Annotated in this window: 10 protein-coding genes; 6 read left to right on the top strand and 4 right to left on the bottom strand. The window is 63.5% G+C overall.

Features of this window, described 5'->3' with window-relative positions:
* Positions 1-128 precede the first annotated feature (128 nt).
* The gene (locus tag ACQ4WM_RS23100; protein ID WP_436548993.1) at positions 129-1769 is read left to right on the top strand and encodes a CehA/McbA family metallohydrolase; all 1641 of its coding nucleotides are present in this window, start codon (positions 129-131) and stop codon (positions 1767-1769) included.
* Here ACQ4WM_RS23100 and ACQ4WM_RS23105 read toward each other — a convergent pair.
* Positions 1753-2673 (bottom strand): LysR family transcriptional regulator, encoded by a 921-nt coding sequence (locus ACQ4WM_RS23105; RefSeq protein ID WP_436548994.1) that lies wholly within the window; start codon positions 2671-2673, stop codon positions 1753-1755. The two genes, ACQ4WM_RS23100 and ACQ4WM_RS23105, sit on opposite strands and share 17 nt — an antisense overlap.
* Positions 2674-2804: 131 nt before the next feature.
* Here ACQ4WM_RS23105 and ACQ4WM_RS23110 point away from each other — a divergent pair, with 131 nt between their 5' ends.
* Both ACQ4WM_RS23110 and ACQ4WM_RS23115 read left to right on the top strand, forming a co-directional pair.
* Positions 2805-3206 (top strand): RidA family protein, encoded by a 402-nt coding sequence (locus ACQ4WM_RS23110; protein WP_436548995.1) that lies wholly within the window; start codon positions 2805-2807, stop codon positions 3204-3206.
* A gap of 111 nt (positions 3207-3317) precedes the next feature.
* Positions 3318-5426: a prolyl oligopeptidase family serine peptidase gene (locus ACQ4WM_RS23115; RefSeq protein WP_436548996.1), complete on the top strand. Its 2109-nt coding sequence runs from the start codon at positions 3318-3320 to the stop codon at positions 5424-5426.
* 24 nt (positions 5427-5450) lie between these two features.
* Here the strand turns inward: ACQ4WM_RS23115 and ACQ4WM_RS23120 are convergent, their stop codons facing one another.
* Positions 5451-6077, bottom strand: a complete 627-nt coding sequence (locus ACQ4WM_RS23120; protein ID WP_436548997.1) for a glutathione S-transferase family protein — start codon at positions 6075-6077, stop codon at positions 5451-5453.
* Positions 6078-6283: 206 nt separating this feature from the next.
* On the opposite strand from ACQ4WM_RS23120, the gene ACQ4WM_RS23125 reads away from it, so the two are divergent.
* On the top strand, positions 6284-8953 hold the full coding sequence (locus tag ACQ4WM_RS23125) for a M1 family metallopeptidase (RefSeq protein ID WP_436548998.1): 2670 nt from the start codon (positions 6284-6286) through the stop codon (positions 8951-8953).
* 574 nt (positions 8954-9527) lie between these two features.
* Positions 9528-10244, top strand: coding sequence for a YceI family protein (locus tag ACQ4WM_RS23130; protein WP_436548999.1), 717 nt, complete (start codon positions 9528-9530; stop codon positions 10242-10244).
* On the opposite strand, the gene ACQ4WM_RS23135 is transcribed toward ACQ4WM_RS23130, so the two are convergent.
* Entirely contained in the window at positions 10207-10836 is a 630-nt protein-coding gene (locus ACQ4WM_RS23135) for a LysE family translocator (RefSeq protein WP_436549000.1), read from the bottom strand. The genes ACQ4WM_RS23130 and ACQ4WM_RS23135 overlap by 38 nt on opposite strands.
* Positions 10837-10980: 144 nt before the next feature.
* Here ACQ4WM_RS23135 and ACQ4WM_RS23140 point away from each other — a divergent pair, with 144 nt between their 5' ends.
* Positions 10981-13896 (top strand): hybrid sensor histidine kinase/response regulator, encoded by a 2916-nt coding sequence (locus ACQ4WM_RS23140; protein WP_436549001.1) that lies wholly within the window; start codon positions 10981-10983, stop codon positions 13894-13896.
* On the opposite strand, the gene ACQ4WM_RS23145 is transcribed toward ACQ4WM_RS23140, so the two are convergent.
* Positions 13888-14781 (bottom strand): alpha/beta hydrolase, encoded by an 894-nt coding sequence (locus ACQ4WM_RS23145; protein WP_436549002.1) that lies wholly within the window; start codon positions 14779-14781, stop codon positions 13888-13890. The genes ACQ4WM_RS23140 and ACQ4WM_RS23145 overlap by 9 nt on opposite strands.
* Positions 14782-14816: the final 35 nt, after the last annotated feature.

Here is a 14816-nt window from a genome sequence, read left to right on the forward strand (position 1 = left end):
GCGTTTTCTCCCTGTCACGGTTTATCGCGGTGCAGCACTGCCACTTCATGGTGCAGGAAAAGAAAAATGAACCGAAACATTGCAGGAATTGTCCAAATACCATCTGTGTCAGTCGGATGGAGGCGATCATGCCTGGACGATGGCGGCAAATGGCGGCCGGTGCGGTGTCTGCGCTGGCGACCTGGGTCATGCTCTGGCCCGCGCAGGCGGTCGAACCGAAGGAACACGGCGAACTGGAAGCGACCTTGGCCGCGCCGTTCCGCGCGGCACCGGCACAGCGCCGCACGCAGGCGCGCACCTTTGTGGTTCACCTGGAGCATCACGATGGCGGCGCCACGCGCACCGTCAATTGGCACCTGAGTTTGTCTGGCCCGGGTACGCACGGTGCGCTGCGGCGCGGCTGGTCGGGGCGGCAGGTGCTGGACGGCGGCAGCGCTACCTTGCGCCTGTACTGGGACGGCCGCAACAGCAATCGCAGCCGCGTGCCGCGAGGCTTGTACGAATTGCGCCTGGTGGCCAGCAGCGGTGACGATAGTGTGGAACAGCAATGGCAGATCGCCGTCGACCGTGGCGCGCTGGCCACCCAGAACCTCGCTACCATGGCGGCCATGACGGCCCTGTCCAGGCCGGCGGTTGACAGCACCATTCCCTACCGCATCGTCTACGCCAACCTGCACAGCCAGACCCGCCACAGCGATGGCGGCGCAGCGACGGACGCCTGCAAAGGCGCACAGGAACCGCAATCGGCGCCCTACGGGCCGCTCCACGCCTACCGCTATGCACAACAGCATGGGCTGGACGTGCTGCTTACTTCCGAGCACAATCATATGTATGACGGCTCCGACGGCACCAATGCGGCGGCGGAACCGTCCGATGCGATTTCTCTTTACCACAGCGGACTGGCCGAAGCGGCCGCTTACACGGCGGCGCATCCCGGCTTCCTGGCCCTGTACGGCATGGAATGGGGCGTGATCAACAACGGTGGCCACCTGAACATCTTCAACAGCGAGCAGTTGCTGGGCTGGGAAAAAAATGGCCAGGGCGAACTGCTGGCGGAAATCGACACGCCGAAAGGAGATTACGCCGGCCTGTACACCATGATGCGCGAACACGGCTGGCTGGGCCAGTTCAACCACCCGGCGCGCTCGGGCCAGTTCCTGGTGGGCGGTGCACCGCTCGGTTTTACGGCCGATGGCGATGCCGCCATGGTGCTGTGCGAAGTGATGAACACTTCGGCCTTTTCCACCAACGAAGAGGAAACGGAAACGCGGCGCAGCAATTTCGAGGCGGCCTGCAACCAGGCGCTGGCGGCCGGTTATCACCTGGCCTTCAGCAGCAACCAGGACAATCATTGCGCCAACTGGGGCGCCGCCTATGGCAACCGCACCGCCATCCTGATCGATCGCGGCGCCGCCCTGTCGCGCGACAGCATGTTTGAGGCCCTGCGCGCGCGGCGCGTGTTTGCCACCATGGACAAGCATGGTCAACTGTCTTTTACCGCCAACGGCAGGATGATGGGCGAGCGCTTCGACAATCGCGGCCCTTTGCAACTGGACGTCAGTTTCAGCAATACGCGCGGGCGCCAGGCCGCCGCCATTGCGCTGTTTCAAGGCGTACCAGGCGCCAATGGCAACGTTACCTTGCTGTCGGACCAGGCCAGCCTGGGCCTGACGCCGGCGCCCGGTCCGCACTTCTACTATGCGCGCGTGACGCAGGACGACGGCAATCTGCTATGGTCGGCGCCCGTGTGGGTCAATCAGCTGCCTTGAAATTGGCCTGCTGTGCCATCAATTCGACCACCCAGTCGATGAATACGCGCAGCTTCTTGCTGACATGGCGGTTCGGCGGATAGGCGAGGAACAAGGGCATGGCGTCGACCGTCCATTGTTCGAACAGGGGCAGCAGCTCACCCCTGGCCACATGCGGCCGCGCCATATAGTCCGGCAACCACAGCACGCCCAGCCCCGCCACCCCTGCCGCCATATAAGCGTTGCCGTCGTCGATAGACAGCACATGCTGGCCATCGATCCTGACGCTCTTGCCCTCGTGGTGCATCACATACGGCAAGCCGTTGCCGCCACGCGACCAGCGAAAGCGCACGATGCGGTGCGCGCTGTCCTGCAATTCCAGCGGATGCAAAGGCGTGCCGAGCCGTGCCAGATAGGCTGGCGCCGCATACACACCCAGATGCAGGTCGGCGATCTTGCGCGCCATCAGCGACTGGTCGGCCAGTTCCCCACCGCGTATCACGCAATCGACATTGTCGGCAATCACGTCGACCATGCGGTCGCTGGCGCCCAGGTCGACCACTATATCGGGATACAGCGCATGAAACCGTGGCAGCGCCGGCACCAGCAGCAAGCTGGCCAGGGGGCTGGGCACGTCGATCCGCAACTGGCCGCGTGGCAAGGCGGCCGCATGCGGCAGGCTGGTCTCAATTTCTTCCAGGGTATCGAGCACCTGCACGATGCGCTCGTAATAGGCGGCGCCATCGCCCGTTACATTCACCTTGCGCGTGGTGCGGTTCAGCAGTTTCAGGCGCAGCCGCGCTTCAAGCTGCTGCACCAGTTGCGTCACGGTGGTGCGGCTCATGTGCAAGGTCGCGGCCGCCTTTGTAAAACTGCCCGTCTCGACTACCCGCACGAATGCCATCATTGCATCAAACCTGTCCATCTGCACCTCCATCATCCATTGTTTGGATTATACAAACAGTCCAGGCAAAACTGGGCTCTTTATCAGCAAGCTGTTGACGGATAAAGTGTTCTCCATGCAGCAACTTCGCTGCATCACCACAGGAGCATCACATGAAACGCGACGTCGTATTCCCGCCAGGGCGCCAGGCCCTGTATGAACAGAACCGCTACTCCCCTGCCGTGCGCGCCAATGGCCTGCTGTTTGTCTCCGGCCAGGTTGGCAGCCGCGAAGACGGTACACCTGAAACCGATCTCGACGCCCAGGTGCGGCGCGCCTTCGACAACCTGAACGCCATCCTGGAGGCAGCCGGCTGCACCTTCGCCGATGTGCAGGACGTCACCCTCTTCATAGTGAACCCCGAAGCAGTGTTCCAGCGCATCTGGGGCCTGGTGCTGGCCGAATACTGGGGCCAGGGGCCGTATCCCGCCGTCACGGCGGTCGGCGTGACGTGGCTGTATGGCTTTGACTTCGAGATCAAGGTGGTGGCAAAACTGCCTGGCCAGGCCGATTAAACTATCCGCAGCCACCATCTCCTCTGGTTCCGAAAAGAAATTCATGGCAACATGGCAGCGCCGTTTTGAGTGCAAAACGGCGCAACCGACCATCGTCAAGGAATCCTGTCCATGTCTTTCTATCGCAAGTTCGCCGGCAGCATGCTGCTTGGCGTAGCCGCCGTGGGTGTCGCCCATGCGCAAGCACCTGATGCCGCTGCCACTTCCCCTGCCGATCCCCTGCAATGGCTGGAAGAAGTCGCCGGCGAAAAACCGATGGAATGGGTGCGCCAGCACAATGCCGTCAGTCTCAAGGAGCTCGAAGGCAAGCCCTCGTTCCCGGCACTGCAGGCAAAGCTCAAGACCATCCTCAATTCGAAAGAGCGCATACCTTACGTCAGCAAGGAAGGCGAGTATTACTATAATTTCTGGCGTGACGCCCAGCACGTGCGCGGCATCTGGCGCCGCACTACATTGGCGCAGTTCCAGCTGCCTGACCCGGCCTGGGAAACCGTGATCGACCTCGATCAGCTGGCCGCCGGCGAAAACGAAAACTGGGTCTGGGGCGGCGCATCCTGCCTGTACCCGAAAGGCGAACGCTGTCTCATTTCGCTGTCGCGCGGCGGCGGTGACGCGAAAGTCGTGCGCGAGTACGACGTGGCGAAACGCGCGTTCGTGGCCGACGGTTTCACCCTCCCCGAAGCAAAAAGCAACGCCAGCTGGATCAACGGCGACACCCTGTTCGTTTCTACCGATTTCGGTCCCGGCTCGATGACCAGCTCCGGTTATCCGCGCATTATCAAGGAATGGAAGCGCGGCACGCCACTGCAGCAAGCCAGGACACTGTACGAAGCCAAACCGGAGGATATGAGCGCCGGCGCCTACAAGGATTTCACGCCCGGCCATGAATATCAGTTCGTCGAGCGCCAGATCGATTTCTACAGCGGTGAAATGTTCCTGCGCGAAGGCGACAGCCTGACCAAGGTACCAAAACCGGACGACGCCACCGCCTTTACCGTGCGCGACCAGTTGGTGATCAACCTGCGCTCGGACTGGAAAGTGAACGGCACGACTTACCCGCAAGGCGCCTTGCTGGCGACTGATTTCAAATCCTTCATGCAGGGCAAGCAGGCGTTCGAAGTGCTGTTTGCACCGACCGCCACCTCTTCGCTCGACAACGTGTCGGCGACCAAATCGGCCATCTTGCTGACCACGCTCGACAAGGTAAAAAACCGCCTGACGGAACTGCGTCATGTGAATGGCAAATGGCAACGCCGCGTGGTCGACGCCCCCAAGCTGGGCACCCTGGTCGCCAGTCCGCTCGATTCGGTCGACTCGGACCAATACTTCCTGACCGTCACCGACTTCCTCACCCCTACCACGCTGTACCTGGCCACCGCCGGCAGCGACCAGCGCACCAGGATCAAGTCGCTGCCCGCCTATTTCGATGCCTCCCCTTACAAGGTGGAACAGTTCGAATCGACTTCGAAGGATGGCACGAAAGTGCCGTATTTCGTCATCATGGACAAGAAGACCAGATTCGATGGCAAGAACCCCACCGTGCTGTACGGCTATGGCGGCTTCGAAGTGTCGCTCAAGCCCAACTACAGCGGCATCACGGGCGCAGCATGGCTGGCCCAGGGCGGCGTATATGTGCTGGCCAATATCCGTGGCGGTGGAGAGTTCGGCCCGCGCTGGCACCAGGCGGCGCTGAAGGAGCACCGCCAGAAGGCGTACGACGATTTCATCTCGGTGGCGCAAGACCTGATCAAGCGCAAGCTGACCAGCCCGCGCCACCTGGGCATCATGGGCGGCAGCAATGGCGGCCTGCTGGTGGGCGCCGTGCTGACGCAGCGGCCGGACCTGTTCAACGCCGTGGTCAGCCAGGTGCCGCTGCTCGACATGCGCCGCTATAACAAATTGCTGGCGGGCGCTTCCTGGATGGGCGAGTATGGCGATCCGGACGTGCCGGAACAATGGGCCTACATCAGCAAATACTCGCCTTACCAGAATGTGTTCAAGGATAAAAAATATCCGCGCGTGTTCTTTACCACGTCGACCCGCGACGACCGGGTCCACCCCGGCCACGCGCGCAAGATGGTGGCCAAAATGGAAGAGCAAGGGCATGACGTGCTGTACTGGGAAAATACGGAAGGCGGCCATGCGGGCGCCGCCAATAATGACCAGCAGGCGCTGATGTGGGCGCTGACCTACACCTTCCTGCAAGGTCAGTTGAAATAACGGACCGGAATTTTTTGGCTTATTTCATTTCGTTGCCAGCGCGCTGGGGCGCTCGGCAACACGGTCGCGCCAGGCTTGCAGATGCTGCAAGCCTTCCGCACCCGGCCGGTATTTCATCAAGCCGCGCGCGAATTCCAGCGCGCAGAAAGCCGTGATGTCGGCTATCGTGAAACGCGCGCCGGCCACCCACGGCTGGCGCGCCAGTTGCTGGTCCAGCCACTGCGCCGTCTCGCGCATTTTCGCGCCCTGGGCTGCGCCAAAGTCGGGGAACTGCGGGTTTTCCAGCAACGCCAGCGCCGGATGGCTGTGGCGCACGCAGTTGGCCACGCCCAGGAACAGATGCAGCTCCACCCGGCGGTCCTCCATTTCAATGAACGCACGTTCCTCGTAGCCCTGTCCCATCAGGTTCGGTTCCGGCTGCAAGCCTTCCAGCCAGGTGCAGATGGCACGTGTTTCGGCCAGCACGCGCCCGTCCGGCAATTCGAGTGCCGGTACCCTGCCCATCGGATTTTTTTCCAGAAAAGCCGGATCGCGGTGCTGGCCCGCCGTCAGGTCCAGCGAGATTTGTTCGATGCCTGCGATGCCTTTTTCGGCGATAAACATGGCGACGCGGCGCGGATTGGGCGTGCGAGGGCTGACATACAGTTTCATGCGGGTCTCCTGATTGTTGTACTTGTCTATTACAGCTTGTATCTTATCAGCCGCTGCAGGCGCCTGCGTTTGACTTTGCGGCGGTTTACAACTAGATTGCTGGACGGGAATGCTGACCACGCCGTGCCGACACCAGCGCACCCGCCACTCTTCCATTGCGCCTGCCGCTTACAAGGCCGGCCGGCGCTACACTCAACAGGGTTTTCATGCACCGCAATCTCTCACGCAGCCGTATCGCCGCCGCCGTCGTCCTCGCGCTGGCATCCTTGACCAGCCATGCCGCGCAAGCAGGGGCGCCACAGGCTTCGGCCAGCCATGCCATTGCCACTACCACGCAACTGCCGCGCGGTGTCACGCCCAGCCACTACGCGCTGTCGCTGACGCCCGATGCGCAGGCGGCTACGTTCACCGCCAACGTGGTGATCACGGTGGAGGTTGCCGCGCCGACGCGCACGGTGACCCTGAACGCGCTGGAACTGGCCTTTGCGGGCGCCACTGCCGAAGGCGCGGGTGGCACGCAGCAGGCCACCCGTATCGATGTCGATGCAGCCACGCAGACTGCCACCCTGCATTTTGCCCAGCCGCTGGCCAAGGGCAAGCACACGCTGGCGATCAGCTACAGCGGCAAGATCGGCACCCAGGCCACGGGCCTGTTCTCGCTCGACTACGATACTGCAACCGGCCGCCAGCGCGCGCTGTACACGCAGTTTGAAAATTCGGATGCGCGCAGCGTGATCCCCTCGTGGGATGAACCCGACTACAAGGCCACTTTCGCGCTCGACGTGACGGTGCCCGCCGATCAGATGGCGGTCGGCAACATGCCCGTTACCAGCAGCACCATGCTGGGCAATGGCAAGAAGCGCGTGACGTTTGCCGTCACGCCGCGCATGTCGACCTATCTGCTGTTCTTCGGCCTGGGCGACTTCGAACGCGCTACAAAGATGGCCGACGGCACCGAAGTGGGCGTGATCACCAAGAAAGGCGCGCTGGCGCAAAGCCGCTTCGCGCTCGACGAGTCGGCCGCCCTGCTGCGCGAATACAACGATTACTTTGGCGTGCGCTTCCCGCTGCCAAAGCTCGACAATATCGCCGCGCCGGGCCGCAGCCAGTTCTTCGGCGCGATGGAAAACTGGGGCGCCGTGTTCACTTTCGAATACAGCCTGTTGCTGGACCCGGCCATCTCGACCCAGTCCGACAAGGAAAACATCTACACCACCCTGTCGCACGAAATGGCGCACCAGTGGTTCGGCGACCTGGTCACCATGCGCTGGTGGGATGACCTGTGGCTGAACGAAGGCTTTGCCTCGTGGATGGAAAGCCGCACCACCGAGCGCATGCATCCGGAATGGAATACGGCCTTGTCCAGCGTGCGCGTGCGCGAAAGCGCGATAAGCCGCGACGCACTGGCCACCACCCACCCGGTGGTACAGCGCATTGCCACGGTCGAGCAAGCCAGCCAGGCCTTCGACACCATCACCTATCAAAAAGGCGAATCGGTGATACGCATGCTCGAAGCCTATGTGGGTGCCGACACCTGGCGCACGGCCGTGCGCAGCTATATGCGCAAGCACGCCTACGGCAATACGGTCTCCGATGACTTGTGGCGCGAAGTCGACGCCGCCGCCGGCAAGCCGGTCAGCGCGATTGCGCACGATTTCACCTTGCAGCCTGGCGTGCCGCTGATCCGCGTGGGCGAAGCCGTCTGCAAGGCCGGCAATACCAGCGTCACCCTGACGCAAGGCGAATTCACCAAGGACCGCGAACAGAAAAAACCGCTGTCGTGGCGCGTGCCGGTGATCGCACAAACCGTGGGCAATGCAAAACTGGCACGCGTGCTGGTACAAAATGGCAAAGCCACCCTGACGGTGCCCGGCTGCGGCCCGCTGCTGGTGAACGCCGGCCAGAGCGGCTACTACCGCACCCTGTATGCGCCTAAACAGGCAGGCGCGCTGGCCTCGAGCTTTGCAACACTGCCCGCCATCGACCAGCTGGGCCTGCTGTCGGACAGCCAGTCACTGGGCATGGCCGGCCTGCAAAACCCGTCTGACTTCCTGGAACTGGTGAAAGCCACGCCGCTGGCCGCTGATCCGCAAGTGTGGGGCAAAGTGGCAGGCGCCCTGAATGGCTTGCATGAGCAATATGCGGGCGACCAGGCGCGCCAGCGCCGCTTCGATGCCTGGGCAATTGCCAGACTGGCGCCGGCAATGGCGCAAACCGGCTGGCAGGCGCGCGATGGCGAGGCGGCCACGGTGGCCACCCTGCGCAGCCAGCTGATAGACACCCTGAGCGACCTGGGCGACCCGGCCGTGATCGCCGAAGCGCGCCGCCGCCATGCCGCTGCCAGCAGCGATCCGTCCGCCATGCCGGCCGCGCTGCGCCGTACCATCCTGGGCGTAGTGGCCCAGCATGCCGACAGCGCGACCTGGGATCAGTTGCACGCCGAAGCGCAAGCCGAGAAAACGCCGCTGATCCGCAACCAGCTGTACGACCTGCTGGCTTCGAGCGACGATACGGCCCTGGCCCAGCGCGCCCTGGCCCTGGCGCTGACGGACGAACCGGGCCTCACCAACAGCCCGGCCATGATCAGCCGCGTGGCCCGTACCCATCCGGACCTGGCGTTTGACTATGCGCTGGCCCATATCGACCAGGTCAACGCACGCATCGACGCCAGCTCGCGCAGCCGCTATTTCCCGCGCCTGGCCGCCGCGTCCAGCGACCCGGCCATGCTGGCCAAGCTTGACGCCTACGCCAAAGCCCACCTGGCCGCCACCGCACGCGGCGACGCCGACACCTCGATAGCCGACATCGCCTACCGTATAAAGGTACACGAACAAAGGCTGCCTGCGATCGACAAGTGGCTGGGCACGCAATCATAATGATCGTAGGTCGGATTAGCGCGGCGCAGCCGCACGTAATCCGACAATAGCGTTGGCGTCAACAATGATGTCGGGTTACGCGCAAGCGCTAACCCGACCTACGCTGTTTGATCAGGCAAAAAAAAACCGGCTTCGCAGTAAGCGGCAGCCGGTTGAAACGCTTGTTCAGAGCGCAGGGATAAAGAGGAGGACAGTACGGTACTGCGGTACAACACGTTCGTGCCGGTCATTGAGGTGTCCGGCAACCTTGCGCCCGGTGATGTCCGTGCGCCATGTACGTACTATGCCAGTCCTTCCTTTGATCAGGCTTAGGACTTCATTAAGCCGGCCTGATTTTCCTGCCCTAGCCAGTTCCCTGCAGAATTGGTGCCGATGGTTGAGCTCACCGGCTAAGCTGTTGAGTCATACGGGCATCCTATCGCTCCCGGAGCGTAGTGATGTGCGCCACATATGCTGTGCCAACAAAAGAAGGATAACAGCGCGATATGACACCAATATGACGTGCTCCGTGCCGTCTTTCTCTCCATGCCGCAATCGCTTACCATCAGCACATTACCTTAGCCCAGGAACCACCATGCGCCATTCCGGCCTGCCTCTATTACTGACTTGCCTGCTGTTGGCTGCCTGCACCCCGCTGGCCGTCGCACCGCCCGTGCCTGCCACGCCGGCGCCCATAGCCGTACCTTTGGTGCCGCCAGCCAGAAGCGAGAACGTACTGACCATCGACACCCAGGCTACCCTGCTGACAATTACCGTACGGCGCGGCGGCGCACTGGCGCGGCTGGGGCACGACCATGTGGTGGCCAGCCGCACCGTCACGGGCTGGGTCGCGCCGGCGCTGCGGCAGGCCGATTTCCAGTTCCGGCTCGACGCCATGAGCGTCGATGAAAGCGCGCTGCGCACCAACGCCGGACTGGAAACCACGCCGTCGGCCGAGGCGATTGCCGGGACGCGCCACAATATGCTGGTGCGCGTGCTGGACGCCGAACGCTATCCCGATGTCAGGATACAAGCTGCGCTACAGGCCAGCGGCAACGCCGTCGACGCCGCCATCACCCTGCACGGCGTGACGCGCCAGGTGGTGGTGCCGGTCAAGCTGGTGCAGGCGCTTGACGGCAGCAGCCTGCGTGCCAGCGGCGCGTTTGTGCTGAAACAAAGCGATTTCGGCATCGTGCCGTTTGCCATCCTCGGCGGCGCAATGGCGGTGCAGGACCCGATGGAGCTGGCCTTCGACATCGTTGCCAATCACAAAGCTAGCGCGCCAGGATCAGCCTCAGCCCCAGCGCAATAAAGATGGTGCCGGCTGCCCTGTCGAGCCACAGGCCGGCGCGCGGGCGGCGGTTGAGCCACTTGCCAACGGCGCCCGAAAAGTAGCCAAGCAAGCCGAACAGCACGCAGGCCTGGGCCGTGAAGAGCAGGCCCAGCTGCGCCGTTTGCCAGCTGGCATTGCCCCGCGACGCCACCACGAATTGCGGCAGGAACGACAAAAAGAACAGCACGACTTTCGGATTGATACTGTTGGCGAACAATCCCTTGGCAAACAATCGCCCCAGCGATTCGTCGGGCAAGGCGGCCGCACCGTCGACCCTGGCGCCGCCGCGGCTGCGAATCGCGCCTATCCCCAGCCACACCAGGTACAGGCCGCCCGCCACCTTGAGTACCGTAAATGCCATCGGCGAGGCGGCCAGCAGCGCCGACACGCCTATGCTCGCCAGCAAGCTATGCGTGAGGCAGCCCAGCGCACAGCCCAGGCCGAAGGCCATGCCCTGGCGACGTCCGCGCGACATGCCCACGCCCAGCACCATCAGATTGTCGGGACCGGGACTGGCCGTCACCAGCACGGCGGCGGCCAGGAAGGCCGCAAATTGTTCGGCACTGAGCATGATTGAGGTTCACAGAAAAACTGCCATGATACCGAAACTGTTGCGCCTGCATCAGCTTTGATGCCTCAATTGCAAGCACTTGCGTTCGCCCTGTACTTGTCGATTAGAATGAGATATCCCAGCCCGGGGCCACCATGACCAACGATGCCAGCCCTTTACTTCCCTTTCCGCCGCCGCCTTTGCCTGACACGTCGCTGCGTGGCGGCGTGGCTGGCCATGCTGATGCTGGCCTGCCTGGCCGGCGGCGCGCAAGCGCAGGCGCAGGCGCAAGCTGCAAAGGCCAGCATCGCCTTGCCGCTGCAGGGGATTCATCACCTGGGCACGCAAGGGCAACTCTACAGCGCCAGCGATGACGCCGCGCCGCCGGCCGCCAGCGCCCTGCCCGCCTGGCTGGCGCGCCAGCGGCCGGCTGCTGAAGTGGATCTGTTCGGCGGCGCCTACTGGCTGCATGCGCGCGTGCGCAACAACACCAATGAAACGGCGTGGGTAATCGACCCGAACGATACCCTGATCGATACCGTCGATATCCATGTGTATGGCCCCGGCCAGAACGGCACGCCGGCCACCTTGCTGTCCGGCTACCAGCGGCCGCACGAATACCTGCTGCACTATGGCAAGAACGTCACCCTGGCGCCGGGCGCCACGTATGACATCCTGATCCACTTTTCCAGCCCGTATTACGCCCACCCTCCACTGTTTGCCGTCAAGACCCAGCTTGCATACGGCAAACTGGTGGGCCAGGAAAACTTCCTGATCATCGCCTCGCTCGGCGCCCTGCTGGCGCTGGGCCTGTTCAATTTCTTCATCTTCTCGATCACGCGCGAAAAAGCTTCGCTCTACTACGCGCTGTACGTGCTGATGTATGGCCTGGCCTGGGCCATCACCTTCCATGTATTTTCCGACATGTTCGACTGGCGCATGCTGCAGCTGCATTACCTGCCGTTCTTCCTGCTGCCCATCCTCAGTACCTTGTTCTACATGCAGTTCCTGCGCCTGCGCGAAATGGCGCCCCGGCTCCACCGGTGGAGCCGGGTCAACCTGGTGCTGCCACTGCTGCTGATGCCCAGCTGTTTTTTCTATCCGCAGTATGCGCATACGCTGGCCACCATCGCCATTACCATCTGGATGGTGCTGGCCCTGGTCTGCGGCATCGTCGTGTGGCGCGGCGGCTACCAGCCGGCACGCTTTTTCGTGCTGGGTTTTGTGGCCCTGATGCTGCCCGGTTTCGTGATCCTGCCGGCCAACTTGGGCCTGACCCCGGCGTTGGTCAGCAACGCGCAGTTGCTGACCCTGCTGGGCGGCACCCTCGACGGCCTGCTGCTGGCGTTTGCCCTGGCCGAACAGATACGGCTGCTGCGCAACCACCTGGAACAGCGGGTGCAGGAACGCACGCAGGCGCTGACGCACAGCAATGAAGCGCTGCTGGCGGCCAAGACCCACGCCGAAGTCGTCAGCCGGCACCGCATCGACTTTTTGTCGGCCATGAGCCACGATATCCGCACGCCGCTGGCCGGCGTGATCGGCATGCTGAAATTCGCCCTGCGCGACCAGACCGTGCGCGGGCGCACCCAGGAATACCTGCGCATCGGCCTGCACAACAGCGTGTCCCTGCTGACGATATTGAACGACATCCTCGATTTTTCCAAGATCGACGCCGGCAAGCTGACCCTGGAAACGGTGGACTTCGACCTGCTGGCCCTGATCGGCGACGCCACCGGCATCGTGCAAGGCCAGGCCGACGCCAAGAGCCTGCTGCTGCGGCGCGAACTGGCGCTGGACTTGCCGCGCTATGTGCGGGCCGACCCCACGCGCTTGCGCCAGATCCTGATCAATCTGCTGGGCAATGCCATCAAGTTCACCGCCAGCGGCGAAGTGCTGCTGGAGGTACGCCGCAGCCGCACGCCTTCACGGCACGCGGATTGCCACCAGATCGATTTCTTCATCAGCGATACCGGCGCCGGCATCGATGCCGACACCCTGCCCCGTTTGTTCCAGAAATTCGAGCAGGCCGACCATTCCACCACGCGCCGCTATGGCGGCACGGGCCTGGGCCTGGCCATCTGCAAGGAACTGGTGGAACTGATGAAAGGCAGCATCGGCGTGGAAAGCCGGATCGGCATCGGTTCGCGTTTTCATTTCAGCCTGCCTTTGGCTGCCGGCAGCGCGCCTCCAGCCGACGCGCGCCAGGTGACCCGCAATGCGCGCCATGGCTGCCACCTGCATATCCTGTGCGCCGAAGACGTGCGCACCAACCAGATCATTATCGGCACCCTGTTGGAAAGCATGGGCCACACCGTCACCATCGTCGAGAACGGCGAGGAAGTGCTGCGCGCACTGGCCACCGGCACCTACGACGCGGTGCTGATGGACGGGCGCATGCCCTTGATGGATGGCGAACAGGCGGCGCGCCTGATACGCGCCGGTGGCAACCAGGCGTTTCCCATTCCGGACCCGCAGATTCCCATTATTGCGCTGACGGCCAACGCCAGCGAACACGACCGCCAGCGCTACCTGGACGCCGGCATGGACGACTTCCTCAGCAAACCGGTCGACGAAGCGCTGCTGTTCCAGAAGATCGACGCGCTGATCGACCTGCTGCTGGCGCGCGACCATGCGCTGCCATCCACCGCGCCCGTGCCGCCGGCGCAAGCCGACGAAGACGCGCTGGCGCGCCAGTTCGGCCTGGGCAAATCCGCAAGCGAGGAAGCCAGCGCACCGGCACCACTCGACCCGATGACGGCGCCCGTGCATATCCTGCCGCTGGCCGGCCTGTCGCCGCAGCATTTGCAGCGCATCGCCAACGCTTTCATCGACGAAGCCCCCCGCCGCTACGACCTGGCCCGCCAGGCCGTGCATGACTGCAACGCCAGCGCCGTGGCGGCCGCCTTCCATGCGCTGAAAGGCAGCGCCGGCTACCTCAGCCGCCCTACCCTGCACGCCCTGTGCCACCAGATGGAAGCGCTGGCGTCGGACGGCAAGCTCGATGAAGTGGAAGCACATCTGCCGCAGATCGAGGCGGCATTGGACGAGGCGCGGCGGGACTTGGGCGCGTCAATCTGAGCCGGCCTTGAGCCAGGCCCGGAGCAGCAGCGGCCACGCAGCAGGCTCGCTGCCCGCCTTGCCCATCCCCCACCCATGGCCGCCGCGCTGGAACAGATGCAGCGCCACCGGCACTTGCGCACGGCGCAGCACGGCGAACATCAGCAGGCTGTTGTCGACCGGAGCAATCGGATCGTCCAGCGCCTGCGCCAGGAATACCGGCGGTGTACGTCCATCGACCAACGTCTCTACCGACAGCGCATCGCGCGCGCTCTGCGAGGGCGCGGCGCCCAGCAGGATTTTTTTTGCATGGGTGATGTCAAACGGCACTTGCATGGTCAGCACGGGGTATAACAGCACGGCAAAGTCGGGCCGCGCGGACACCGCATCGACCTTGTCGATGGTGGTGGTGAGTGGCGCATCGGGCCGTACCGCCGTCATGCCTGCCAGGTGCGCGCCGGCGGAAAAACCGAGGACGCCGATACGCGCCGGATCGATCTGCCACTGCGCCGCGTTCGAGCGCAGCAGCCGCATGGCCCGCTGCGCGTCCTGGAATGGAGCTTGCGTGCCGCCGCCCTCCTGCGGCAGGCGGTAGACCAATTCAAAGGCAGCGATGCCCTGAGACTGCAGCCAGGCAGCAGCCGGCCCGCTTTCCTTGCCCGCCTCGATATGGGCGTAGCCGCCGCCGCTGATCACCAGCATCGCCGTGCCATTGGGATGCGCCGGCAAGTGGGCAATCAGATACGGCTGCACCACTTGGGTGATCGACCCTTTGGCGCTCGCCTGCTGCGGCCCGGTGGCCGCGCCACCGGGCGGCGCGCCCGGCCATAATGCAATCGCGCCGGGCGGCACGGCCAGCGCGTGCAGGCTGAAAGACAGAAAACAGAGACCAAGCAGACGTTTCATGGGTAATCCAGCCAACAGGATGCACCATCATACCA

Source organism: Janthinobacterium longum (assembly GCF_051380735.1).
Classification (GTDB): Bacteria; Pseudomonadota; Gammaproteobacteria; order Burkholderiales; family Burkholderiaceae_D; genus Janthinobacterium.